Origin of the sequence: Arthrobacter sp. 'calajunan' (genome assembly GCF_046940185.1) — a bacterium.
Classification (GTDB): Bacteria; Actinomycetota; Actinomycetes; order Actinomycetales; family Micrococcaceae; genus Glutamicibacter; species Glutamicibacter soli.
Window position 1 is genome coordinate 132,591 of record NZ_JBKZDY010000004.1, and the last position, 24,572, is coordinate 157,162.

24 protein-coding genes are annotated in these 24,572 nt (G+C 64.4%); 10 read left to right on the forward strand and 14 right to left on the reverse strand.

All coding sequences use genetic code 11. The features are described 5' to 3' along the window. Window positions 1-26: 26 nt before the first annotated feature. The 3 genes from RF641_RS07780 to RF641_RS07790 form a co-directional block, all read right to left on the reverse strand. Window positions 27-587, reverse strand: coding sequence for an HIT family protein (locus RF641_RS07780; RefSeq protein WP_047119216.1), 561 nt, complete (start codon window positions 585-587; stop codon window positions 27-29). A 27-nt stretch (window positions 588-614) separates the two neighbouring features. Next, window positions 615-2,630, reverse strand: coding sequence for a threonine--tRNA ligase (gene thrS, locus RF641_RS07785; RefSeq protein WP_424572913.1), 2,016 nt, complete (start codon window positions 2,628-2,630; stop codon window positions 615-617). 108 nt (window positions 2,631-2,738) lie between these two features. Further along, complete coding sequence (locus tag RF641_RS07790) at window positions 2,739-3,386, reverse strand: winged helix-turn-helix domain-containing protein (RefSeq protein WP_120989390.1); 648 nt, start codon at window positions 3,384-3,386, stop codon at window positions 2,739-2,741. Between the two features lie 79 nt (window positions 3,387-3,465). Between RF641_RS07790 and RF641_RS07795 the strand changes: the two genes are divergently transcribed. The 3 genes from RF641_RS07795 to RF641_RS07805 all read left to right on the forward strand — a co-directional run bounded on the left by RF641_RS07795 (window position 3,466) and on the right by RF641_RS07805 (window position 6,380). Further along, window positions 3,466-5,043 (forward strand): MFS transporter, encoded by a 1,578-nt coding sequence (locus tag RF641_RS07795; RefSeq protein ID WP_424572914.1) that lies wholly within the window; start codon window positions 3,466-3,468, stop codon window positions 5,041-5,043. A gap of 164 nt (window positions 5,044-5,207) precedes the next feature. Next, window positions 5,208-5,648, forward strand: coding sequence for a VOC family protein (locus RF641_RS07800; protein WP_047119220.1), 441 nt, complete (start codon window positions 5,208-5,210; stop codon window positions 5,646-5,648). A gap of 48 nt (window positions 5,649-5,696) precedes the next feature. After that, window positions 5,697-6,380: an HAD family hydrolase gene (locus RF641_RS07805; protein WP_424572915.1), complete on the forward strand. Its 684-nt coding sequence runs from the start codon at window positions 5,697-5,699 to the stop codon at window positions 6,378-6,380. A gap of 30 nt (window positions 6,381-6,410) precedes the next feature. Here RF641_RS07805 and RF641_RS07810 read toward each other — a convergent pair whose 3' ends face one another. From RF641_RS07810 to RF641_RS07835, 6 genes are all read right to left on the reverse strand, one after another. Continuing rightward, complete coding sequence (locus tag RF641_RS07810) at window positions 6,411-9,869, reverse strand: DNA polymerase III subunit alpha (protein ID WP_424572916.1); 3,459 nt, start codon at window positions 9,867-9,869, stop codon at window positions 6,411-6,413. A gap of 33 nt (window positions 9,870-9,902) precedes the next feature. Next, window positions 9,903-10,211 carry a DUF6504 family protein gene (locus tag RF641_RS07815; RefSeq protein ID WP_231736074.1) on the reverse strand — a complete coding sequence of 103 codons (309 nt, stop codon included), beginning with the start codon at window positions 10,209-10,211 and terminating at the stop codon, window positions 9,903-9,905. Between the two features lie 221 nt (window positions 10,212-10,432). Further along, window positions 10,433-10,936 carry a nuclear transport factor 2 family protein gene (locus RF641_RS07820; RefSeq protein WP_424572917.1) on the reverse strand — a complete coding sequence of 168 codons (504 nt, stop codon included), beginning with the start codon at window positions 10,934-10,936 and terminating at the stop codon, window positions 10,433-10,435. Window positions 10,937-10,985: 49 nt separating this feature from the next. Continuing rightward, a complete protein-coding gene (locus RF641_RS07825) occupies window positions 10,986-11,846 on the reverse strand; it encodes an SDR family NAD(P)-dependent oxidoreductase (protein WP_424572918.1) in 861 nt (286 codons plus the stop codon). 195 nt (window positions 11,847-12,041) lie between these two features. Continuing rightward, window positions 12,042-13,397 carry an MFS transporter gene (locus tag RF641_RS07830; RefSeq protein WP_424572919.1) on the reverse strand — a complete coding sequence of 452 codons (1,356 nt, stop codon included), beginning with the start codon at window positions 13,395-13,397 and terminating at the stop codon, window positions 12,042-12,044. A 246-nt stretch (window positions 13,398-13,643) separates the two neighbouring features. Beyond that, window positions 13,644-14,471 (reverse strand): aldo/keto reductase, encoded by an 828-nt coding sequence (locus RF641_RS07835; protein ID WP_161448069.1) that lies wholly within the window; start codon window positions 14,469-14,471, stop codon window positions 13,644-13,646. Window positions 14,472-14,724: 253 nt separating this feature from the next. Here RF641_RS07835 and RF641_RS07840 point away from each other — a divergent pair, with 253 nt between their 5' ends. The 3 genes from RF641_RS07840 to RF641_RS07850 all read left to right on the forward strand — a co-directional run bounded on the left by RF641_RS07840 (window position 14,725) and on the right by RF641_RS07850 (window position 17,065). Then, window positions 14,725-15,810: an S-(hydroxymethyl)mycothiol dehydrogenase gene (locus RF641_RS07840; protein WP_047119228.1), complete on the forward strand. Its 1,086-nt coding sequence runs from the start codon at window positions 14,725-14,727 to the stop codon at window positions 15,808-15,810. Further along, window positions 15,810-16,439: an MBL fold metallo-hydrolase gene (locus RF641_RS07845; RefSeq protein ID WP_424572920.1), complete on the forward strand. Its 630-nt coding sequence runs from the start codon at window positions 15,810-15,812 to the stop codon at window positions 16,437-16,439. Before RF641_RS07840 ends, RF641_RS07845 begins: the two co-directional genes overlap by 1 nt. A gap of 89 nt (window positions 16,440-16,528) precedes the next feature. Then, window positions 16,529-17,065, forward strand: a complete 537-nt coding sequence (locus tag RF641_RS07850) for a hypothetical protein (RefSeq protein ID WP_424572921.1) — start codon at window positions 16,529-16,531, stop codon at window positions 17,063-17,065. On the opposite strand, the gene RF641_RS07855 is transcribed toward RF641_RS07850, so the two are convergent. Beyond that, window positions 17,062-17,787, reverse strand: a complete 726-nt coding sequence (locus RF641_RS07855) for an SOS response-associated peptidase (RefSeq protein WP_047119231.1) — start codon at window positions 17,785-17,787, stop codon at window positions 17,062-17,064. The genes RF641_RS07850 and RF641_RS07855 overlap by 4 nt on opposite strands. 120 nt (window positions 17,788-17,907) lie before the next feature. Here RF641_RS07855 and RF641_RS07860 point away from each other — a divergent pair, with 120 nt between their 5' ends. Next, window positions 17,908-18,186: a mycoredoxin gene (locus RF641_RS07860; RefSeq protein ID WP_424572922.1), complete on the forward strand. Its 279-nt coding sequence runs from the start codon at window positions 17,908-17,910 to the stop codon at window positions 18,184-18,186. Window positions 18,187-18,240: 54 nt separating this feature from the next. Here RF641_RS07860 and RF641_RS07865 read toward each other — a convergent pair whose 3' ends face one another. Beyond that, window positions 18,241-18,987 (reverse strand): lipoate--protein ligase family protein, encoded by a 747-nt coding sequence (locus RF641_RS07865; protein WP_424572923.1) that lies wholly within the window; start codon window positions 18,985-18,987, stop codon window positions 18,241-18,243. 114 nt (window positions 18,988-19,101) lie between these two features. Between RF641_RS07865 and RF641_RS07870 the strand changes: the two genes are divergently transcribed. Then, window positions 19,102-19,710 carry a uridine kinase family protein gene (locus RF641_RS07870; protein WP_244910773.1) on the forward strand — a complete coding sequence of 203 codons (609 nt, stop codon included), beginning with the start codon at window positions 19,102-19,104 and terminating at the stop codon, window positions 19,708-19,710. Here the strand turns inward: RF641_RS07870 and RF641_RS07875 are convergent. Next, entirely contained in the window at window positions 19,707-20,525 is an 819-nt protein-coding gene (locus RF641_RS07875; protein WP_047119235.1) for a thioesterase family protein, read from the reverse strand. The genes RF641_RS07870 and RF641_RS07875 overlap by 4 nt on opposite strands. 92 nt (window positions 20,526-20,617) lie before the next feature. Continuing rightward, complete coding sequence (locus tag RF641_RS07880) at window positions 20,618-21,193, reverse strand: helix-turn-helix domain-containing protein (RefSeq protein WP_053798213.1); 576 nt, start codon at window positions 21,191-21,193, stop codon at window positions 20,618-20,620. Window positions 21,194-21,265: 72 nt separating this feature from the next. Between RF641_RS07880 and RF641_RS07885 the strand changes: the two genes are divergently transcribed. Next, a complete protein-coding gene (locus tag RF641_RS07885) occupies window positions 21,266-22,201 on the forward strand; it encodes an NAD(P)/FAD-dependent oxidoreductase (protein ID WP_424572924.1) in 936 nt (311 codons plus the stop codon). Window positions 22,202-22,961: 760 nt separating this feature from the next. Further along, window positions 22,962-23,165, forward strand: coding sequence for a cold-shock protein (locus RF641_RS07890; RefSeq protein WP_013349123.1), 204 nt, complete (start codon window positions 22,962-22,964; stop codon window positions 23,163-23,165). A 106-nt stretch (window positions 23,166-23,271) separates the two neighbouring features. On the opposite strand, the gene RF641_RS07895 is transcribed toward RF641_RS07890, so the two are convergent. Then, window positions 23,272-24,510 carry an MFS transporter gene (locus tag RF641_RS07895; protein WP_424572925.1) on the reverse strand — a complete coding sequence of 413 codons (1,239 nt, stop codon included), beginning with the start codon at window positions 24,508-24,510 and terminating at the stop codon, window positions 23,272-23,274. Between the last annotated feature and the right edge of the window lie 62 nt (window positions 24,511-24,572).

Sequence of the window (24,572 nt, forward strand, 5' to 3'; positions counted from 1 at the left end):
AGGCCTGCTTGCAGCCGGCCTTCGGCCTATTCGACCTCCAGCCAGGCGGCGGCGATGGCTTCGCGCACCTCGGACAGGGTCTGCGGGATCGCCTTGGTGCGGGCGATGATCGGGAAGAAGTTCCCGTCGCCGTTCCAGCGCGGCACCACGTGCTGGTGCAGGTGCGCGGCGATGCCAGCTCCCCCTGCCTCGCCCTGGTTCATGCCCAGGTTGAAGCCGGCCGGGTTGGACACCGCGCGCAGCACACGCATCGACTTCTGCGCCAGGGCCGCCATTTCAGCGGTCTCCTCCAGCGTGATGTCGGTGTAGTTCGGCACGTGGCGGTACGGGCAGATCAGCAGGTGGCCCGGGTTGTACGGGAACAGGTTCAGGATCACGAAGCAGGTTTCCCCGCGGTGCACGATCAGCGCCTCGCTGTCGGTGCGGTGCGGACCGGCGCAGAAGGGGCAGCTCGCCTCGTCCTTGACCTGGTCCTGGCCGCCCTTGATGTAGGCCATCCGGTAGGGAGTCCACAAGCGTTGGAACGAGTCGGGCACGCCGGCGAGTTCGAAGTCGTCGGTGACCTGTGCGTCCTGCGGATACTGCATGCTGGTGGACTCCCTATTCCGATGTGCTTAGTTGTTGTTGTCGCGGCTCTTGATGGCTTCGACGATGCGGGCAACCGCCTCGTCAACAGGAACCTGGTTGTCCTGGCTGCCGTCGCGGAAGCGGAAGGAGACCGCGTTGGCTTCGGCATCCTCGCCGCCGGCGATGAGCACGAACGGGATCTTTTCCTTGGACGCGTTGCGGATCTTCTTCGGGAAGCGGTCCGAGGAGTCATCCAGCTCCACACGCACACCCTGAGCCTTGAGCTTCGCGACGACGTCGGCGAGGTAGTCGTTGAAGGCCTCGGCCACCGGGATGGCGCGAACCTGCACCGGGGCAAGCCAGGCCGGGAAGGCGCCGGCGTAGTGCTCGGTGAGCACACCCAGGAAGCGTTCGATCGAGCCGAACTTGGCGGCGTGGATCATCACCGGCTCCTGGCGGGAGCCGTCGGCTGCCTGGTACTCCAAGCCGAAGCGTGCCGGCTGGTTGAAGTCGTACTGCACGGTGCCCATCTGCCAGGTGCGGCCGATGGCGTCCTTGGCCTGGACCGAGATCTTCGGGCCGTAGAACGCGGCGCCGCCCGGATCGGCGACCAGTTCGACGCCGGTTTCGGTGGCAACGCGCTCCAGCACCGCGGTGGCTTCCTCCCACTGCTCGTCGGAGCCGATGAACTTGTCCGACTCGGGATCGCGGGTGGACAGCTCCAGGTAGAAGTCGTCCATGCCGAAGTCCTTGAGCAGGGACAGCATGAAGTTCAGCAGGTGCTCGACCTCGGAGGGGGCCTGCTCCTTGGTGACGTAGGAGTGCGAGTCGTCCTGGGCGAAACCGCGCACGCGGGTCAGGCCGTGGACCACACCGGACTTCTCGTAGCGGTAGACGTGGCCGAACTCGAACAGGCGCAGCGGCAGTTCGCGGTAGGAACGTCCGCGGCCGCGGAAGATCAGGTTGTGCATCGGGCAGTTCATGGCCTTCAGGCGGTATTCCTGGCCCTGCTTGGTGATGTTGCCGTCTTCATCGCGCTCTTCATCGATATGCAACGCCGGGAACATGGTGTCCGCGTAGTACGGCAGGTGGCCCGAGGTGTGGAACAGCCCGTCCTTGGAGATGTGCGGGGTGCCTACGTACTGGAATCCCTCTTCCACGTGGCGGTCGCGCACGTAGTCTTCCATCTCGCGCTTGATGATGCCGCCCTTGGGGTGGAACACCGGCAGGCCGGAGCCCAGCTCGTCAGGGAAGGAGAACAGATCCAGCTCGGCGCCCAGCTTGCGGTGGTCGCGGCGCTCGGCCTCGGCCAGGCGCTCCTGGTAGGCCTTGAGGTCCTCCTTGGTCGGCCAGGCGGTGCCGTAGATGCGCTGCAGCTGCTTGTTCTTTTCACTGCCCAGCCAGTAGGCGGCGGCCGAACGGGTCAGCGAGAAGGCGTTCTTGATCAGCTTGGTGTTCGGCAGGTGCGGGCCCCGGCACAGGTCCTTCCAGACCGTTTCGCCGGACTTGCGGTCCACATTGTCGTAGATGGTGGTTTCGCCGGCGGCGACCTCGACGGTTACGCCCTCGCCGGAGGTGTCGGCCGAATCAGCCTTGGCCAGCAGCTCGCACTTGTACGGCTCGTTGGCCATCTCGGCCTTGGCCTCCTGAGGGGAGACCTCGCGGCGGGAGAAGAGCTGGTTCTGGTTGACGATCTTGAGCATCATCTTTTCCAGCTGCTTCAGATCTTCGGGAGTGAACGGCTCAGCGACATCGAAGTCGAAGTAGAAGCCGTCGGTGATGTACGGGCCGATGCCGAGCTTGGCATCGGGACGCAGCTGCTGCACCGCCTGGGCCATCACGTGGGCGGTCGAGTGGCGCAACACCTCCAGACCCTCAGGATCGGCGATGGTTACCTGGGTGACAGTGGTTCCGGCTTCGAGTTCGCGGGACAGGTCTCGCAGTACGCCGTCGACGTGCATGACTACAACGTCTTTGTCCTTGGCGAAGAACTGCAAACCGGTCGTTCCCGCGTCCACCTGTACCTGCTCGCCGTCGATGGTGAGAGTCAGCTGCTCGCTCATGAGATCGGGTTCTACCTTTCAATCTGTGATGGCTTCATAGCTTGTGGCATACCTTGGCCACAGCCAGCCAGAACCCAGTTTAGTTCAGCATTGCGCTGCGCAACCGGTTCACTTCGGCTTTTGTGCCGTTTGTCCGCCCGAGTGTGACCCGTTCAACAGCTCATCGGCCGACAACAGCCCCGAATAGTGCCACAGCTTGCGCTCGGAGGCCGGCTGCGAGCTGGCGATCTTCCCGTTCTTCTGGTCCTCGCGGAAGGCCGGGATCACCGCATCCAACCGGCGCTGCAGCTCCTGGCGCTCGTCCTCGGTGAGCATCAGGTTGCTGGTGCTCAGCTGCGCCAGGTCCGCCCTGGCCTCGCCGCTGTCGTACCAGCGCTGGGCGTGTGCCAAGGTGGCTTCGAGGCGGCGCTGCTCGTCATGGATAACCTGCCCGAGGTAGGCGTTCATGGCGGTAGCCGAGCCATCCTCGGTGCGGTCGGCGGGCTGGCCGGTGGTGTAGCCGGTGGCGGCCGGGCGCCAGACGCGGTCGCGTTTGTCACGCGCCAGCTCGGGAGCCTCCTCGATCATCTCGGCCTTGGCCAGCTCGCGCAGGTGGAAACTGACCTTGTTCGGGGCAAGACCCAGCAGCTCGCCGATATCCGAGGCGCGCCCGGTGCGCATGGCAGCCAGCGCGTCGAAGATCTGCCGGCGCAGCGGGTTGGCCATGGCCTTGAGCATGGGCGTGGTGAACGTGACGTTCGACTGAGCTTGAGTCATGGATTCAGCATAGCAATTGCTCAAATAAAATTGCGCAAGTTCTATTGCGCAACTTTATTTGCAGGTCTATGGTTGGTGCATGACCACGGACCCGACTCCCCTGCTTCAGTCGCAGACGGCCGACGCCGGCGCACAGCGGCGGCCGGCGTTGCGCCACCAGCGCAGCTACCGCATCTGGTGGGTCGCCGACACCACGGCCCTGCTGGCCGGCGGCATCTACGCCTTCGTGCTGCCGCTGATCCTGCTGGCGCTGACTGGTTCGCCGGTGCAGGCGGGCACGCTGGCCGCCGTGGGCCTGGCCGCGCGGGCCAGCCTGACGCTGCTCGGCGGCTCCGTGGCCGACCGTTCCGACCGGGCGCGCATGATGCTGACCGGAGGGATTTGCGGTGCGGCGCTCACCTCGGCGCTGGCAGTGGCCAGCATCGGCGGGTCGCTGGGCGTCGCGGTGCTGTGCGTCGCCCACGTGCTCATGGAACTGCGCGGAGGCTATTTCGGCACGGTCACGAATGCTGCGCTGAAGGACGTGGTCCACCCCAAGCAGCTGGGACGAGCTATGGCCGCAAACCAGGGACGCGATTCGGTGCTCATGCTGGGCGCTGCCCCGCTGGGCGGGCTCCTGCTCGGATGGGGCGCAGGGTTTGCCCTGCTGGCCGTCAGTTTCCTGCAGATGCTCGCCGCCGCTTCGGGATTCGCGCTGCGCGGGCCGTTGCGCGCGGCAGAGGCCGACTCCAAGCCCGTGGAAAACTCCCCTGCCGACAGCGCACCGGTCTCCCCCGGCATCGCGGCAGGCATGCGCTGGTGTTTCGCCAGGCCGCAGCTGCGCAGCCTGCTGATTCTGATCACCGTCATCAATATCGGAACCAACGGGCTGAACACGACGCTGATCTACGGATTGCAGCAACGCGGCGAAGCTCCCTGGGTGATCGGCTTGGTTTCCACGTTCATGGGGCTGGGCATGTTTGCCGGGTCGCTGTTCGCTGGCCGCCTGATCGAGAAGTTCCGGACCGGGGTGCTTGCCTGCAGCTGCTTGAGCGTTCTGGGTGGCGCGATGCTGCTCATGGGGTTCAACACCAATCTGGTCTGGCTAGGTTCCATGCTGCTGATCGCCTTCCTCAGCGTTCCGGCGCTGAATGCGTCGGTCGGAGGCTATTTCATGGCAGTGGTGCCGCGGGAGATGGCAGGACGCGCCAACTCCCTGATCTTGTTCATGGCCCTGTCGGCTTTGCCGCTGGCGCCGTTTTTCACCGGGCTCGGCCTGCAATGGCTGGGCATGGGGCCGACGCTGGTGTTCTTCAGCTCCCTGGTGATCGTTGCAACCGTCGCCGCCTGGTGCTCACGGCATGTGCGCGGCATCCCGCACCCGGATCGCTGGATCAGCGAACCGGCGAGCGCAAATTCTCAGATCGAAGCGGCGGCGAGGGAATCTGCGGACGTGGTGTCTGCAGAGGGCGAGCTGCCGCAGGCTCAAGGAGAACCGAGCATGAAAAACCATCCAGCATCAAGGTCGTCAGTTTCTGCCGGGAGGCTTGGCTTGCGCCGCATCCCCAGCAGTGAACAGCGCAACCATCACGCGCCGCGCAGTATCGATCAAGAGTTCCGTGCCCAGCGTGAGCGCTATTTGTCTTCGCCGCGCAATGAGCAATGGATCTATCTGTAAGGGCTACGTCGGAATTCGGCAATCGTCCTTATCAGGTTTCCATGGAGCAGCTGCTTGCACATTCCGCAGGTAAGGCATGGTCAGGCAGAGCAACCCCTGTCAGGGTAATGACAGGGGTTGCTCTGCCTCTATCATTCGAGGTCAACGCACCCTAGGCTGGTCATATGAACAAGTCGGCCCCGCCGACCATCAGCGCGATCACCCTCGGCGTGCGTGATGTCGGTGTTTCAACCAGGTTCTATACCGAGGGACTGGGTTTCGAGCTGGTGCAGCCAGCCCATCCGGAGATTGCCTTTGTCCGCGCCGGGCATTCCTTGATGCTGGCCTTGTGGGACATTACGCAGATGCCCAACGAGTATGGCGACATCGGGCACGGCGAGAAGGCTCCCCCTGTTTCGCTGGGGCACAATGTGCACACCGATGCGGAAGTTGAACAGCTCTACCGGCGAGCGCTCGACGCCGGGGCCCAGTCCATTACGGCTCCTACCGTGCAGCCGTGGGGCGGGATGAGCGCCTGCGTTGCCGATCCGGACGGGTTCCGCTGGGATTTTGTGCACAATCCGTCATTTGTCATTGATGCGGACGGCCACGTGTCCTCGGTGTAGCAGGTTCGCGTTTACTTGGTTCTTCCCAGCGCGGGGGAAGATGAACCAATGCCCTCGCACGTTTATTTTGATTTCTTTGGCACCTTGGTGCGTTATGACTCGTCGGTCCTGCCGAGCGCGTTCAACGCGCCGCTGGAATTTGCGCTCAGGGCTTCGGTTCGGGTGGGCCAGGCAGAGGCCGATACGTTGTGGACTCGCGCATGGGATGAGCTGGATTCGACGGCGCACCGCTCCGGGCGTGAGTGTTCGATGCTTCAGATCGCCCGGCGCTATTGGGAGCTGCTGGATTCTTCTCCCGTAGCCGAGAATGAGCTTGTCCGTCTGGTGCGAGAGTATCTTGCCGTATGGAGCGCTCAGGTTGCCCCCGCCGCTGATGTCCGGACGTGCTTGCAGGATCTCTGTGCAGATCATGTGCTGAGCGTGGTGAGCAATACCCATGATGCGGCGTTGGTGCCACGGTTGCTGCGCGAGCTGCAGTTGGACGCGTACTTCGACCGGGTCTTCACCTCCATAGAGCTGGGGTGGCGCAAACCGCACCGGCAGATCTTCGAGTTGGTGTTGGACGCGCACGGGATTCCTGCGCAGGATGCGGTGTTCGTGGGAGATAACTGGGATGCGGACATCCAGGGTCCGCAAGCGGTCGGGATGCGCGCGTTCTATGTCGGCGCCCCGGGACTTGGCCGGGAACCGGTTGCGCTCGCGCTGCTGCCCGGCATGGTACGCGGGGCCTGACGCGCTGATCCCCCGTATTCGAGGCTCCCCCTACATATTTTGCGCTCCGCGCTGGTCCAGGCCTTCGGCGTTCATGCGGCGGGCGAGTTCTCCGACGGTTTCGGTGGGGCTCTGGCCGAGCTTGGGCCGGTAGCTGGGGCGCGGGCGGGCTGCGGAGTCCAGGTATCCGGCGGCGGGCAGGGTTTCGGGCTGGTGCAGGTCCCAGGCGTTCAGCGCCTGCAGCGAGATGCCGCGGGGTCCGGTGCGCCGGGTGATGCCGTGGATGAGCAGCATGCGGGTGGAGAACAGCAGCGATCCGGTGCGTTGCTGGGTGTCGTCGAAGAAGGTGGCGTCGATGCAGCCGGTGCCGTCGTCCACGGAGATGAACACGACGCGTTTGCCTCCGCGCATGGGCGGGGTCTGGGTGGCCACGCGCACCCCGGCGACCAGCACCTCGGTGCCGTTGCGCAGGTGCAGCAGCTCGATGGCCTGGGTGATCGGCAGGTGGGCCAGGCGTTGCCGGTAGGAGGTGATGAGGTGTTCGCTGGCGTCCAGGTGCATGAGGTCCAGTTCGGTGCGGATGATCTCGGCCGGTTCCAGCTGCGCCCCGGTGTTGGTGATGTGTTCGATCTGCCCGAGGTCGAGGGTGAGCTGGCCGGGGCCGGGCCGGTATTTGGCCGGCAGGCTGGTGCGGGCCATGGATTGGGTGTGGGCGATGGTGTCCGCCCGGCTGGTGCCGGTGAGTAGGGAGTCGAAGACACCCAGGGCCGCGAGGTTCTGGTAGGTGCGCCGGGACAGGCCGGCGCGGTCGCGCACGTCGGCCAGGTGCTCGTAGGGCTGCCCGGCGACCAGGCGCTCGACTTCGCGTTCGCTCATCTGGTGGATGTCGCGGAAGGCCAGGCGGACGCCGTAATGTCCGGGGCGCAGGGTTCCGGGCGCGCGGGGCACGGCGGGGGCCGCGGCGGAAGCGTATTCGAAGATTCGTTCGACTCGGTAGTGCCCGGTGGAGCGGTTGATGTCCAGCGGCAGGATGGGGATGCCCATGCGCCGGGCCTCGGAGACCAGCAGCCGCTTGGGGTACATGCCCGGGTCATGTTCCCAGATGCCGGCGAGGAAGGCTTCGGGGTGGTGGGCCTTGAGCCAGGCCGAGTGGTAGGTGGGTACGGCGAAGGCGGCCCCGTGGGCCTTGCAGAAGCCGAAGGAGCCGAAGCCCGCCAGCACCGTCCAGACCTTGTCGATGGTTTCCGGGGTGTAGCCCTTGGCGGCGGCGCTGGCGCGGAAGTATTTTTCGACCGCCGGTTCCTGGGCGGGGTTGCCCAGGTGGCGGCGGTAGACATCCGCCATGCCCAGACCGCAGCCGGTCATGGTGTCCAGGATGCGCAGCACCTGTTCGTGGAAGACCACTACCCCGTGGGTTTCGGCCAGCGCGGGCTTGAGTTCCTGGTGCAGGTACTGTTCGGGGGCGAAGCCGTGGCGGTGCTCCAGGTAGGGCTTGACCATGTTGGACTGCATGGGGCCGGGGCGGAACAGCGAGATATCAATGATCAGGTCGTTGAATTCGGCGGGGGCGAGCTTGCCGATCAGCTCGCGCTGGCCCGGGGATTCGATCTGGAAGCAGCCCAGGGTGTGGGTGGAGCGGATCAGTTCGAAGGTGGGGGCGTCATCCAGCGGGACCTTGGCCAGGTCGATATGACCGGCCGGGTCGATATAGCTGGTGGTGGCGTGTCCCCCGGCGCGGGCGACCGCGGCCGCATCGGGGTGCAGGCGCGCGATCTCCTGAAGGGTGTAGGCGATGGCCGACTGCATGCGCACCCCGAGCACGTCGAGCTTGATCAGCCCCATGAGGTCCATGTCGTGCTTGTCGAACTGGCTCATCGGCAGGGCGATGCCCGAGGGCTGGACCGGGGTGCGGTCCAGCAGCGAGGCGTCGGAGAGGATCACGCCGCACGGGTGCATGGAGATGTGCCGCGGCAGCCGGTCCAGGCGTTCGGTGGCGTCGATCAGGATGTCCAGCTGGGAGTCCTCGGTGAGGCGTTCGGCCAGTTCGCCCAGCTCCGGCTTCTCGGCGAGCGCTTCGCGGAAGGAGGAGGCGGAAAAGCGCCACAGCTGCTTGGCGATGCCGTCCACCTGCCCGTCCTCCAGGCCCAGGGCGGCTCCGGCATCGCGGACCGCTCCGCGGGCCCGGTAGGCGTTCTGCATGCTCATCAGGCTCACGCGTTCTTCGCCGAAGCTGGCGAAGATCTTGCGATAGATCTCGTGGCGGCGGGCTGATTCCACGTCGATGTCGATGTCCGGCAGGGTGGTGCGGGTGTCGGAGAGGAAGCGTTCGAAGACCAGGTCGTGGGCCAGCGGGTTGACCTGGCTGATGCCCAGCAGGTAGTTGACCAGCGAGGAGGCGCCGGAGCCGCGGGCCGCCACGCGCACCCCCAGCCCGGTGATGAGCTTGACGGTTTCGGCGACGGTGAGGAAGTAGCCGGCGAAGTCCAGCCGGTTGATGACCCCGAGTTCCAGGGACAGCCGCTGCTCGACGGTGTGCTTCGTCTCGTTGGGCAGCAGCCGGGGCACGGCGGCGTAGACGCGTTCGGTCAGCTCCTGCATGGCCAGGCGGTGTAGGCCCAGCACCGAGGCTTCGGGGATGACAGGTTTTTTCCAGCCCAAGTCGCCGGCGGGGTCCAGGGCGGCGAAGTTGGCGACGGCCTCGGTTTCCCGCAGCAGCTTGCGCATCCAGCCGCGCTCGGTGGCGCGGGCGATTTCGGAGGCCAGCTGGCGCATCTCCTGCGGGGACTTGAGCCAGCCCTGCCCGTTGGGCTGGCAGGAGTCCATTTCACTCAGGCTGTTCAGGGTGCGAGCGGAGTCCAGGAGGTCGGCGGTGACCGCGCCGTCGGGGTCGGCGTAGCGCACGGCGTTGCTCAGCACCGCCTTTAGGCCCAGTTCCTCGGCGTAGCGCAGCATCCTGCCGGCTTCCCCGAGGTTGTAGCGGGATCCGGGGGTGGACAGATGGGTGGTGATTTCCACGCGCAGCATGGGGCCTGCCAGCTTTTTCCAGTCGGCCAGCAGTGCGCGGGCCTTGGCGTACTGCCCGCGGGCCAGCGCCCGGGCCACGTCGGATTCCCCGCCGACCAGCAGCATGAGGTTTCCGGAGGCCACCCGGTGGGCGAGCTGGCGCCGGGTCAACCCGGGAATGCCGCGGGGCGCCTGGTGGGCTTGGCTGATGCTGCGGCATAGGGCCGCGTAGCCTGCTCCGTTGCTGTGCCCGCGGGCCAGCAGGATGACCCGGCCAGCTGCATGGCCCGGGGTGTCGAGCAGTGCCAGGTTCACGCCCAGCAAGGGTTGTAGCCCGTGTTCCATGCAGGCGGCTACGTGCTTGACCGCCCCGTAGAGCCCGTCGCGGTCGGTGAGGGCCAGCGCTTCGGCGCCCATGGCGTGCGCGGCGGCCGCCAGCTGGGGCGGGGTGGAGACCCCGTAGTGGGCGCTGTAGGAGGAAGCGACATTCAGGTGCGTGAAGCTCATGCCATCGCCTCGAACATGTATTCGAGTAGCGCCTCAGGCGCTGCGGGCATGCTGCTCGTGCAGGCGGACCAGGCGCCAGCGGGTGCTTTGCGCATCGAAGCTGACATCGATGCTGAACGGCTCCGAACGGCCCGAGGCATCGGCCAGCTGCAGTCGCCACATCTCATAATCGGCCACCCCTGCCCCTAGTCCACGCGGGATTCTCATGTTCTCCTCCCACCATTTGCGGCGTTCGAACCAACGTTCGGGTTCAGCCACCAGGCGGTAGTCTTTCCCTCGCCAGGTGACGCGCAGCGGTATTCCGTTCGCTGCGCGGGTGACCTCAATCGGCTCGGTGAACATGCCCACGTGTGCGCTCCTTACTCAACAAATTCATTCTATTCGAACATGTGTTCGATCGGTAGCTACACTAGTCAGCCCGGCCGACAGTTTGGCGCGGGCCCGGTTTCGTGAACAATTTTTTTGATCAGTTCACCGCTCGCGGCGATGCTGCGGAAGGCACGGCAAAGGCCCGGAGCCCGAGCGGATGATCCGCTCGGCCTCCGGGCCTTCGACGGGCGCCGCTAGGGTGCCGGAACCTCCAGGAACTCGCCCTCGGTGATCTGCGCGCTCTCATCAAGCGCGCGGGTCATCGACCAGGTGTCGGTGAAGCGGCAGGCGGACATCTTCCACTGGCCGCCCACCAGCACGTATTCGTCGTCGTATTCGCCGGTCTTCAGGTACTCGGTGCGTTCGGCCAGGTTGATCTGGCGGAAGCGCAGCGTCCAGCGTCCCCGGGCGGTGGTGGGGCTAATCAGCGTGATGTCCGGGTGCATGCCGTGGTGCATGTCGAAGATCACGTGCTTCCCGTCGATCTTCGCCAGCGCCACCTGGGTAAAGATCTCGGCCATCGGCTCCACGTCGTCGAAGGCGCCCATGGGGCCGTAGTCGATGATCGCGCCGCGTTTGATGAAGCAGTCGCGGAATCCCTGCGGGTCTTTCCCGTCACAGGCGCGCCAGTAGCGGTGCTTGAGCGCCTTGATCTCTTCGATCGCTTCCAGCGCGGCAAGGCGTTGTTCCAAATCCATGGATTGTTCTCCTGAAAAAGTCGTGTCGAGCGGATAGTCCGTTGGCGAATTAGCCGATGACTGCGTCGGAAAACACCGGCGGGTTTCCAAGCATGGGGCGGTGGGAGACCGGCTGCGCACCGTTCACGTCCTGCACCCCCAGTTCCGCGGCCACTTCCGCGGCGATCAGCACCTGGCCGCTGCGCTGCATCAATTGCGGGTCGCGGTGCAGTGCGTCGATGACCCGGCCGGGGAATTCCGGGGATTCGGCGGTGGCTTCCAGGTCCCCGTACTGCTCGGGGCTCTTCGCCAGCTCGGCCAGGGTGCGCTCGGTCTTCAGCATCCCCATCCACAGGGAGATGACGGCGACGCCGTGCGCCTTGAAGTCCACGGCCATGTCGCTGGCCATCTTGTCCACGGCCGCTTTGCCGGCCCCGTAGGCCGGTCCGTGCATGTAGCAGGTTCCGCCGAAGGAGGAGGTGTTCACCACCAGCCCGCCGCCGGCGATCAGCAGCGGTGCGGCGTAGTAGCTGGCGACGTAGCTGGAGCGCAGCCCGACGTTGAACACCTCAAGCAGGTCCAGGGACTTCTCCCAGAACGCCCCGGAAAGCGTCAGCTCCGCCGGGACCGCGTAGGCGTTGTTGACCAGGATGTCGATGGCCCCGTCTTCGGCGGCGATGCGTTCGAAGAGCGCCTTCACCTGGGTGTCGTCGGTGTGGTCGAGCACCACCGGCACGCCGATCCCGCCGCGGGCGGTGATTTCCTCGGCGGTGGCGAAAACGGTCCCCGGCAGCGGGGCCTCGCCTTCGGTGGTGGTGCGCCCGGTGACGTAGACCTTGGCCCCGGCTTCGCCCAGCGCCAGCGCGATCCCCTTGCCAGCCCCGCGGCTGGCTCCGGTGACAACTGCGACGCGTCGGGTTTTCTGGGTCATCGATTTCCTCCCGTGATTCTGGCGCGCCCGAGGTCCCGGGCGCGCGTGGCTCGATTACATCCCGCCCGCGCGCCGCCGAAATCCGCCCGTCCCGCTGAACGGGACGGGCCGCCATGCCGCCCCGGCGGCACGAAGGCCCGGAACCAGCCGGTCGACGACCAGCGGATTCCGGGCCCTTGGCAGGAGACGGAGGTTCTACTCCACCCGGTTGCCCAGCTCGTGCAGCGGGGTCTTGAAGGTTTCGCGGGCCCAGATGGCTCCGATGGCCGCCACGATGGAGGATCCGGCAACGATCCAGGCCGCCGGGCCGTAGTTGGCAGGGATCCCGCCGACAAGCACGGTGGCGATCATCGGGGTGAACCCGGCGCACAGGATGCCCACCTGCAGGCCGATGGCGACACCCGAGTAGCGGACCTTGACGTGGAACAGCTCGGAGAACCAGGCCGGGTAGATCGCGTTGGACACCGCGTAGCTGCCGGCGGTGATCGCGATGCTCAGCAGGAAGACCAGCGCGATGTTGGAGGTGGAGATCGCCCAGAAGTACACCCAGATCAGCACGCCGGAAGACAGGATGCCCGTGATGAAGATCGGGCGGCGGCCGAAGCGGTCCGAGAGGTGGGCGCTCAGCGGCTGGGTGAAGATCGCCAGCACGTTGCCCACGATGCTGACCACCAGCATGGTGGCCGCGGGGATGCCCACGCTGACCGCGTAGGCCAGGCCGAAGGCCTGCATCAGGGTGTTGGTGACGCATTGGAAGGACATCAGCGAGACCTGGAAGAACTGCGCCGGGTGGGTCTTGAGCATCAGCAGGAACGGCAGCTTCTCCTTGGCGTCGCCGGCCTGCGCCTTGACCTCGTCCTCGAAGACTTCAGGCTCCTCGAGCGAGCGGCGCACCAGCATGGCCACGATCATGACGACCACCGAGAGCAGGAAGGGAACACGCCAGCCCCACGACATCCTGGCGGTTTCCTCCATCGCGGCGACCGGGATGAATGCCAGCGAGGCCAGCACGATGCCCGCCGAGATCCCGCTCATGGCGAAGGACGGGAAGAACCCGCGCCGCCCCACCGGGGATTCCTCCATGGTCAGGGTCGAGGACCCCGCCGTCTCTGCGCCGGCGGACAGGCCCTGGAGCAGCCGCAGGGACACCAGCAGGGCCGGGGCCAGGTAGCCGGCCTGCGCGAAGTTCGGCAGCAGGCCGATCGCGAAGGTCGACCCTCCCATCAGCATCAGGGTCAGCACCAGCGTGTTCTTACGCCCCAGTCGGTCGCCTAGGTGGCCGAACACGATGGCCCCGAATGGGCGGGCCACGTAGGCGACGCCGAAGGTGGCGAACGAGGCCATGAGGGTAATCGTGGGATCCCCCGCCGGGAAGAAGATATGCGAGAAGATCAGCGACGCGGCGGTCGCATAGATGAAGAAGTCGTAGTACTCCAGCATGCCTCCGAGGAACGCGGCCAGCGCCGCTTTCTTCGCCCGCTTCATCCGGTAGCTCTGCTCGACACGCGAGAGATCTGTACCGACAACTGCGCTGCTCTGGTCAATCGCCATGGGGAACCTCCAAGTAACAAGAACCGATGTGCACGCTATCCGAACAGTGGTACGTTTTGCGCACACTTGAGTGTACTCCTGCGTGATCCGCAACACCTAGGGAAATTTCAAAGAAAATTCGCCGATCCGAAAATCTCCCGCAGGCGCTCGGTGTCTTGCAGGTCAACGGCGATTTGCCGTGTGCAGGCCCCCGTTAACGCGGCAAAGGGCCGCCCCGAGAGGCGGCCCTGGTCTGCGCGAGGGAGGTTAGTGGCCGAAGGAATCCGCATCCAGGCGCGGGCCGGCACCGGTATCCAGCGCATCGATCGCCGCCAGCTGCTGCCGGGTCAGGGAGAAGTCGAAAACATCAAGGTTCTCGCGCTGCCGCACATTGCTGGCGGACTTGGGCACCGCGACGCGTCCCGAATCAAGGTGCCAGCGCAGCACGATTTGCGCCGGGGTCTTGCCATACTGCTCCGCCGCTTCGGTGATCGCCGGGTGGGACAGGAAATCCCCGGCACGGCCCAGCGGGCTGTAGGCGGCGGTGACGAGCTGGCGCTGGGCATGGGCCTGTAGCTGCCCGCGCTGCAGGTGTTCGGGGTCGACCTGCACCTGATTCAGCGCCGGGCGCAGCCCCGCGTCGTAGACGGCCTGCAGGTGCGCCGGCTTGAAGTTGGACACGCCCCAGGCGCGCAGCTTCCCTGCCTGTACCAGTTCCTCCAGCCCGTGGCAGGCCTCGACATAGGCACCCTGCTGCGGGTTGGGCCAGTGCACCAGATACAAGTCCAGGTAATCCAGCCCCATCAGCTCGCAGGCGCGCTCGTAGGCGGCGGCCACGCCGTCGCGCGAGTGGTCCTCCTTGTTGAACTTGCTGGTCACCCACAGCGTCTCGCGCCGCACCCCGGCCCGCGCGATGCCCTCGCCGACCGCCTGCTCGTTGCCGTAGTTCGCCGCGGTGTCCACGTGGCGGTAGCCGTTGCCCAGCGCCCGGGCCACCGCATCAGCCGCTTCCTCGCCGGTCAGCGGCCAGGTGCCCAGCCCGATGGCCGGAATCCGCAACCCCGGCACCAACTCAATCGTGTGCTGTTCCTGCATTCCTGCTCCCTCGTCCCTGACCTGCGCTTATCGTCTTGGCTAATCCATTCAAGTATTTAGCGGCCGCCGAGCAAAAGTCCACGACCAAACACGTCAGCGACTATGTAGGATTCCGGGACAATCGGCGAATCGGCCGCACGGCGCATCCATCCCGCGCCACACTTGGTCATTTGGCGCGCGGCTCCTAGATTCCCGTCTGCCGCACCGATAGCATCGGGTCAGAAGCACAATCCACCACAAGGAGCTCACTGACATGTCCCACAAGGTCAAAGCGGTCATTTCCCGCGCCAAAGACGCCCCGGTCGAGGTTGTCGACATCATCGTTCCGGATCCGGGACCGGGAGAGGTCGTGGTCGACGTGCTGACCACCGGCGTGTGCCATACTGACCTGCACTACAAGCTCGGCGGCATTGGTGACGACTACCCCTACCTGCTGGGCCACGAGTCCACTGCGGTGGTCAGCCAGATCGGCGAGAACGTCACCAACGTCAAGGTCGGCGACCGCGTCATCCTGAACTGGCGCGCGGTCTGTGGCCAGTGCCGCGCCTGCGCCAAGGGCGAGCCGAAGTACTGTTTCAACACCTTCAACGCCACCCAGAAGATGACCCTGGAAGACGGCACCGAACTGTCCCCTGCGCTGGGCATCGGATCCTTCGCCGAAAAGACCCTGGTCCACTCCGGGCAGTGCACCATCGTGGACGAGGACGCTGATCCGGCGGCCGTGGGCCTGCTGGGCTGCGGCATCATGGCCGGAATCGGCGCGGCCATCAACACCGGAGAGATCAAGCGCGGGGAATCCGTGGCGGTCATCGGCTGCGGCGGCGTGGGCTCGGCGGCCATCGCCGGCGCCCAGCTGGCCGGGGCTACCACCATCATCGCGGTGGACGTCAACCAGGACAAGCTGGAAACCGCCAAGCGCTTCGGCGCCACCCACACCGTGAACTCCGCCCAGGTGGACGCGGTCACCGCGATCCAGGAGCTCACCGGCGGCTTCGGCGCCGACGTGGTCATCGACGCGGTGGGCCGCCCGGAAACCTACAAGCAGGCCTTCTACGCCCGCGACCTGGCCGGACGCGTGGTGCTGGTGGGCGTGCCGACCCCGGAGATGACCCTCGAGCTGCCGCTGCTGGATGTCTTCGGCCGCGGCGGTTCGCTGAAGAGCTCCTGGTACGGCGACTGCCTGCCGAGCCACGACTTCCCGATGCTGGTCCAGCAGTACAAGCTCGGCCGCCTGGACCTGGATTCCTTCGTCACCGAGCGCATCGGCATCAACGACGTCGAGGCGGCCTTCGACAAGATGCACGAGGGCACCGTACTGCGATCGGTGGTGGAAATCTAGTGGCCGCGCGCATCGAGAACATCGTCACCTCCGGCACCTTCAGCCTGGACGGCGGCACCTGGGAAGTGGACAACAACGTCTGGCTCATCGGGGACGACGCCGAGGTCATCGTGATCGACCCGGCCCACGACCCGCAGGCCATCCGCGAGGCCATCGGCAAGCGCGAGGTGATGGCGGTGCTGCTCACCCACGGGCACGACGACCACATCCGCGCCGCCGCGCAGTTCTCCGACGAGGTCGACGCCCCGCTGTTCCTGAACCCCGAAGACCAGATGCTCTGGGACGCGGTGTACCCGGGGCGCGATATCGACGCGGAAATCCACGAAGGCGACAGCTTCACCGTCGCCGGGACCACCTTGACAGCCCTGCACACCCCGGGGCACTCACCGGGATCCACCTGCTTCTACTCGGAGGACCTGGGGGTGCTGTTCAGCGGCGACACCCTGTTCAACGGCGGGCCCGGCGCCACCGGGCGCAGCTACTCGAGCTTCGAGACGATCATCGACTCGATCCGCTCCAAGCTGCTGACCCTGCCGGCGGAAACCGTGGTCAACACCGGCCACGGCGCCGCCACCACCATCGGCGACGAAGCGCCGAACCTGGATGAGTGGATCGCCCGCGGGCACTAGCCCCATAGCGGTGCGCAACGCTGAGCCCAAGCCGGGGTGGAATGAGCAATTCCATCCCGGCTTGGGCTTTCGTGTGGAATGATGAACCCATGCCTGAATCCTCTGCCCGCGTGCGCTCGGCGAAAATCCCCGGCTGGATCGGAACGCTGTCCATCCTGGCCGGCAGCGTGTTGCTCTGGCGCGACATCCAAGCCGAGTACCTGCTGTATTCCGGCGGCACCGAACCGCAACCGGTCGACACGTTTTCCATCGGCCCCTCCTTGCTGCAGGTCTCCGGCGAGCTGCTGCTGGCCTTGGGTTTCGGGGCGCTGTGCCTGAGCCTGGGACTGATCCTGGCACGCCGCATGCTCAAAAGCAGGAAGCACACGCTCACCACGCGCATCATCTGGCTCGCCGGGCTGCTGGTGCTGGCCGGCGGAACCGGCCTGCTGATCTGGGATGCGCTGCAGGTCAAGAGCTTCGGCTGGTTCGTCTACGCGCCGCTGGACAACAGCGCTTTCTCCCCCGCCCCCTGGGTGACAGGGACGCAGATCCTCGGCAAGCTGCTCAGCGCGCTGGGCCTGGGGGCCATCGGCCTGGGCTTCGGGCTGCATGCGGGAGCGCGCTCCCGGAGCGCGGACTCCTAGAACAGCGAGCGATGCGGTTCGATCAGCTCCGGGCCGTCGTTGCGCACGTTTCCCACCGCTGGATCCACCTCGTGCATGGTCCAGGTCGAGGCCACGTCGAAGGCCTCGGACCGGATCTGCTCAATCAGCCCTTCGCCGTCCTCCTGCTCCGGATCCAGCCAGCGTGCCATCATTTCCCGATCCAGCGGAATCGGCAGGCGGTCGTGGAGCCCGGCCAGCTCGCCGAGCACCCCCGGCTCTTCGCTCGATGGCGAATCCATGGTCATGATCGAGGTGGACAGGATCCAGCTTCCGTCCTTGTCCTTCCACCATTCGTACAGCCCTGCGAAGAAGATCAGCTTGCCGTCCTCGCGGTGCACGAAGAAGGGGCGTTTCTTGCTGCCTTCCTTCTTCCACTCGTAATAGCCCTGCACTGGCACCGCGGCCCGGCGCTTCTTGACCGCCGAACGGAACGTCGGCTTGGAGGAGGCGGTTTCGCTGCGCGCGTTGAAGGCGCGCACCCCCACCGACAGCTCCTTGGCCCAGCCGGGAACCAGGCCCCAGCGGGCCACATGGACCTGGCGGTGCAGCTGCCCGTCGATCATCCGCTCGAGCACCACCGGCACGTCGGTGGTCGGCGCGACGTTCCACGACTGGCGAAGCTCCAGGTTGGCGTCCGCCTCCGCTTCCGCCTCGGCAACCAGGTCGCCGATGGCCTTGGCCATGACGTAGCGTCCGCACATGATGAACCCCCGCAGATTTGTTCGAATTTTGTTCCCAGTGTAGTCCGACACACGGCGGAAAACAGTGGTGGCAGCCGGGTCAGGCGGAACAAACGGGCAGGTCGCGTGGTTACATGAAGTATGAGCAACGAATCGAACCTTGAGAAGTACGTTCCTGCCGCCGGCGGAGTCACCATGTTCACCACCAGCTGGTGCGGCTACTGCCGCAACCTGAAGCGCCTGATGGACCAGAAGGGAGTGGCCTACACCGAGGTGAATATCGAAGAGGTCGAGGGCACCGCGGAGATCGTCGAGTCGTTCAACAACGGCAACCAGACCGTCCCGACCCTGATCTTCCCCGACGGCACCGCCGCAACCAACCCGCGCATCGAGGAAGTCGTCGAGCGCGTCGGAGCGTAATTCCGCCTTAAATGCACAGTTCCCGGAACCTTGAGGGTTCCGGGAACATCGTGTTTAACCGGCCGTCTGCTCCGGGACGGCGACATGCTCCCGGTATTCGGCCAGCAGCGCCTCGATGAAGGTTTCGGTCGTGAGCCCTGGCGCCAGGTCGTCACCGGCACCCACCGTCGCGGGATTCATCGGGACTTCCATGGCCTGGTAGACGGCATCCAGCACGCGTCGCAGCGGCTCGGAATTTTCCACCACGAAAACGCTGGAGAACAACCAAGCTCTGGAAATCACCCGCTGCGCGGTACCCACCAGCTTGACCGCATGCCCGATCGCAGAGCCCGCCCCCGGCACCCCGTGCACCGAGTGGTCCCCGACGCAGTACTCGCCGTCGATGGGCCCCACCTCGGCTTGGACCCCGACCCTGCGGAATGCATCGGCATAGAGCCGGGCGAAAATCTCGAACCGCTGCTGCTGGTGCATGATCGCTTCGGCCTGCGGCTCGATATGGTCAACGATCAAGGTGCCGCGATGGTACGCGGCCGCCCGGCCGCCCGCCTTCCGCACCAGCGGCGCGAATCCCTGATTCTCGGCCGCCCGGCTGGCCAGCTCGAAGCCCGGGAGGCGAACATCACGCTGGCCGAACGCCAAGGTGGGGTCCGGCCGGTACAGGCGCAGCAGCGGCCCGCGCTCACCGGACTGGACTTCGCGCAGAAGTTGCACCCCGCGCTCCAGATCAGCACCGGGATCTCCGCTGGGTTCCTCGCGCAGCAAGGTCAACGGAGCATCAGATTGGCGATTCCACAAGGTCATGGTCATGAGTCTAATTCAGCCGGCGAAGCCGTTTCGAACGCATGACGCCCAGTCGCCGGCTGGGTGAGGGTGAAAATTACTGGGCGTTGGGCGCAGTAGGACATAATTGGTCGTGTGCCTTCTTCATCTACACCAGTAATTCTCATCGGCGGACCCTCAGGCTCAGGCAAGTCATACCTTGCAGCTCGGTTTGGAAATCCGCATCTTCCACTCGATGAGTTCTACCGCCAGCTTTCCGAAGACGGGCACCCCGAGGCATTCCCCCGCACTCCCTACGGAGAAGTCGACTGGGACCACCCGGGCACCTGGAACATGGACGCAGCGTTGAAGGCAGTCAACGAGCTATTGGAATCGGGCAGCACTATGGTGCCGAACTACTCCATCTCCACCTCAAGCTACGACGGGCATCGAAAGATCTGCGGCAATGGCGGACCCATCATCGCGGAAGGGATCTTCCTCTCGGAAATCCTCGAACCGCTGCGCGCCCAGGGAATCGATGTCCAGGCCTACTACGTCGATGAGCCGGCGCTGCTGACGACGATCCGCCGCTTCGTCAGGGACGTTTCCCAGCGCCGCAAGCCACTGCTATTCCTCATCAAGCGAGGCTATGCGCTCTTCAAGGCGCATGCCTCCGACAGGGAAAACTACCGGGCCAAGGGATTCACGATCATGCCGAAGCCCCAGCTCAAGAAGCTGCTGGCAAACCTCAGCCCGGTTTCCTAGCGCGAGCGGACCGTCAGGATCTGCTCTGCTCGTCCGAACGGCCCGCTTTCATCGTGCAGAACCGTCGAGGTCAGCCCAATGCCATCGGTGCCGTAGCTTTGCTGTGCCTCCAGCCCCAGCCATTCTCCCGCCGGGGCACGGTACATGTGGATCTGCAGATCGAGGTTCGGGAACATCCACTCGCCGGCGCCGGGTTCCACCCGCGGAGCGACACCATTGGCGGTGTCGACAAGCCCAATCAGGCGGGACATCGACGAGGCATTGTGGACGTCCACCAGATCGTAGGGAGTGCGAAGCCAGGCAAGCCCCTTTCCCTTGCGGCGACCCTCAGCGGCACGCATTTCAACGGACTTGATGTATCCCCCGGGCCAGAGCTTTGAAATCTCCAACGCTTCGCAGTCCTGCGGCCCAACCACCGGTGCATCCTCAACACCCGCAACAGCCGACGAGTCCCCGGTAATCACGCGCCAAGCCTGCGCAACAATGCTCGTCCGGCCTTTGGCCTTCATTTCGGCTTCGATCAATTCGATCGTCCGACCCGGGCGCACCATGCGCGTGGTGATCTCGAATTCGCCGGCATGGATCAGGCCATGGATTTCAAAGCTCAGTCGCGCAATGCGCATGTCGCTTCGCGGCTGGAACTGCTCCAGTTCATGTGCCATGATCCCCGAAGCCGGCGCCATGTGCTGCTCGTGCGCATTCCACGCACCCTGGGCATGCCATGAAGAACGGTAGCGCCCCTCGCCCAGCGACTCGAAGTAGAAGTCCCCCGACGCAAGAATCTTGTCCAGGTCCTCGGTGAGCTGATGCGTCATTGCTGCCCTCCAGGCATGTTCGCGCGGATGTGTCGTTGATCCCAGCGTATCCAATGGGTGAGCCAAACCACTAAATCATCCACCACGCCGGATCAGCTCGGTCGATCACCGTGATGCGCTCGCCGGCCTTCGTGATCCATGATGCTGAGAATTTCAGCAACCCCGTTCACTGCCCAGATGACGTGCGGGGTCAACGTGTCGAATTGGGCCGCTTGCCCGGCGACGACGTGGTAGGTTCTTTCGCCGAGCTTCAACTGCACTTCGCCGGAGAGCACAGTGAACCATTCCTTGCCCTGATGGATCCTAGCCTCGCTGGGCGCCGGGGCGGTCGCGGAGTCGTAGCGGATTTTCGACACCGTCACGCCGTTGACCGCGTCCTCATTCGTCAGTTTCCAAATGGTCATTCCCGGCAGGTCAACTGGCTCGGGCCTGATGACGACGTCTTCCCCGGCCGTCGCCACCAATTCGTCAAGCGTGGTGCCCAGGGCGCGGGCGATGGGCACCAGCTGGTCCAGGGCGATACGCCGAGAGCCGGTTTCGATGCGGCTCAGTGTTGAGACGCTGAGTTTCGCCTTGGTTGCCAAGGACTCCAAGGACCAGCCCCGGCTTTGCCGCAGCGCGCGAATCCGCTGGCGAATCGTGCTGTCCACGTCAAGTTCTTGCGTCATACGCAAAACAATACTCCTAGTAAGCAATTTCTCTCTACGGTAGTTCTCACAACCACCCGAAAGGACACAGCAATGGAACACTACGACGCAATCATCATCGGTGGTGGCGGCGCTGGACTTGCAGCGGCGGTAGCGTTGGGGCGTTCTCGCCGGACGGTTTTAGTCATCGACACGAACCAGCCGCGAAATGCTCGCGCATCACACGCCCATAACGTCTTGGGCCAAGAAGGAATCAGCCCCCAGCATCTATTGGAGCTCGGGCGAAGCGAAGCCGAACACTACGGCGCACGGATCGTCCACGAGGAGGCGGAGCGCCTGACCGGATCCGTCGAGGACGGATTCACCGTCAAAACCGGCGCCAGCGAGTACTCCGCCTCGCGCATCGTGCTGGCCACCGGACTCACCGACAACCTTGCAGAGATCCCAGGGTTGCGCGAAGCCTGGGGCATCTCCGCCATCCACTGCGTGTACTGCCACGGATGGGAGGTGCGGGATCAGGCAGTCGCCGTTTTGGGGGTCGGTCCCATGAGCACCCACCAGGCCCTACTGTTCGCACAACTCAGCAGCCACGTGGTATTCATCAACCACCAGCCAGATGTTCTTTCCGAGGAAAACCGGGCAACACTTGAAAAGCTGGGTGTGCCAATCCTGGAGCGCAGGATTGCGAAGCTTCGAGTGGACGGCGACGGGCAGCTCAAAGGCGTTGAGCTGAGCAACGGCGATCTGGTTAAGGCCCAAGCAGCCGTTGTAGCCAGCAGAATGAATGCCAATGCAGACCTATACCAGCAGCTCGGCGGCAGGTTGCAAGAGCATCCTCTGGGCACGTTTATCCAGGTAAGCGAAATGGGGCTAACGGGTATTCCCGGGGTCTACGCAGCTGGCAACGCAGTGAACTTGGGCGCCATGGTCATGGCCGCGGCTGCATCTGGCACCATCGCTGGAGCGGCACTCAACGCAGACCTTGCCATGGCGAGCATTAATTCGGAGCCGAGCAAAATACACTCCTAACGGCTACAGGTCTTGCGGTGGTTACACTCAGAGCAACCATCGCAAGGCCTTTGACGATCGAGTTGCTCGACGAAAAGTCGTGGAAATTGCCGAGTCCGCTCATGGCTCCTTCTTCCAACAAGTAATCTCTGAAGTTGCCGGGCACTTCACCAAATCTCATTACGAGCGGTCAATCGAGATCGCAGCCAGAACAGGCCTTGACAACCGCCCGTAACCGCCAGCAACCACACTCTGCTCCGGTCCCAGCGGTCCGTTAGGAAGGTCACGAAGACATCCTCGGCTCCAGATGGTAGAGTTATTGAGTTACCTCGGCGCTTGATGGTGTGACTCACCCGCCAGCAAGCGTTAGCAGTATGGATTTGTAGCACAGCCAACAAATCGTCTGTGCAGCACATATCGGCTGATCAGATCATGGATCAGATCAGCTCCTAACCGAAACGAATTCTTCATCTTCTCTTCTTCACTGCAAACTGGTTATCCAGACGCATCAGTGCGTCCGATGACAACCGATTCCGTGTTCTACTTCGATGGGGCTGGTTCATTACCGTCCTTCTCCCGGAATCTCTCGGATAACTAATCCAGTGCAGCGACATCCGTTTTTGGCCGATACCGGCAAAATCAGTAATCGATCCCCCGTATCGACGGCAGGCGAATCGTTCCGGATGGCACTGCCCGAGGTAACCTCAAAAATTTCCGATTCGAATCTCCGGATCGGCACTCAGGCCACGCTGTGGCCAACCAATAATAAGGAAATAACACTATGGCCACTGGCACCGTAAAATGGTTCAACGCTGAAAAGGGCTTCGGCTTCATCGCTCCTTCGGATGGATCGGCTGACGTCTTCGCACACTACAGCGCTATCCAGAGCTTCGGATTCCGCAGCCTCGAAGAAGGCCAGACCGTTGAGTACACCCTGGAAGCCGGTCCAAAGGGCCCACAGGCAACCAACATTCAGGCCCGCTAAGAGTCTTTGAAATAACGGCGTGGACTTCATCATTTGATGAAGTCCACGCCGTTATTGTTTTCAGGCCCGTCCCCCCGGCTCAGCGGGCCGGAGGCTTCGCACCAGTCTAGAGAGCCACGCGTTGGCTCGACTTCAGTGCATCGCGATTGGCAAAAATTACGACTACTGCCAGAGCCAACAGCAGCAGCGCCAACCCGTGGAACCCGAAGAGCGCCAGCAGCGGCCCCGCGCTGAGGCCGCCCAGTGCACCGGCGAGGTTCATCAGCAGGTCGCTGGTGCCCTGGAGACTGGTGCGTTCGTGAATCGGCGCAGCTGCCGAAACCATGGTCGAGCCCGCCACCGTAGATGCGGACCAGCCAAGGCCCAGTAACGCCAAGGCTAGAGTCACCATGACGTGGTCCTCCGGGTTGAACCAGACGAAGAGGCTCGACCCGATCAGCAGGACTTGCCCCATCAGGGCAACACGAGACCCGCCGACCCGGTCGGTCAGCCAACCAAAGAGCGGCGACAGCGCGTACATGCCCAGCACGTGAAGCGAAATGGTGAATCCGATGAGCGTCAGCGTTGCCCCATGGTGCTGCATGTGCACCGGGGTCATGGACATGAGCGCCACCATGTAGGCATGGCTCAGCGCAACTGTCACCACGGCCCGACGAGCCGCAGGCCTCTCACGCAGGAGATGGAAACCCCCGCCACGGCGCGCGACAGCCGGTACGCTACCGCTGTTTTGCTGCAGGGCGACCTTCATCGGGTCCGGCCGCAGCCCAAGGAGGTAAATGCTCATGCCAGCCAGCTGCGCCGCCATCGCAATCAAGAATCCTCCGGTATAGGCGGGCAGTCCCAATGCGGTGGACACTACTTCGCCTGGCGCGAAGAGGTTCGGACCGATCACGGCACCGATGGTTGTCGTCCACACCACCAAGGACAAATCCCGGCCCCTGGTCTTCTCGTCCGACAGGTCGGTCGCAGCGAAACGTGATTGCAGGTTCATCGCCGAAGCGGTTCCCAGCACCAGCATTCCGAGGAATAGCAGCGGCACCAAATCAAGCATCGCCGAGGTGACGATCAGCAGCGAGCCGAGAACCGCGATCAAGGCGCCGGTGGAAAGCGAGATCCGGCGCCCAAAGCGGCGCGCCAGCATCGCCAATGGGATCGCCATGATCGCCGCACCGAGGGTGTTCATGGTCGCGGCCATGCCGGCCAGCGAGTCGAGGCCCGAAACATCAACGATGAGCAGGGAACCCAGTGTTATCGTCGCGCCGCCGCCGAGCCCTCCCAGTATCTGCCCCAGAGCGAGCACTGAAATGGACCGCCGGCGAATTGCGCGGATCTGAGGCTCGCTCAACTGCTCGTCCCTGGCATCTGACTTTGTAATGATTTCTCCTTGGTACGTCGCCCAGCTGGGTT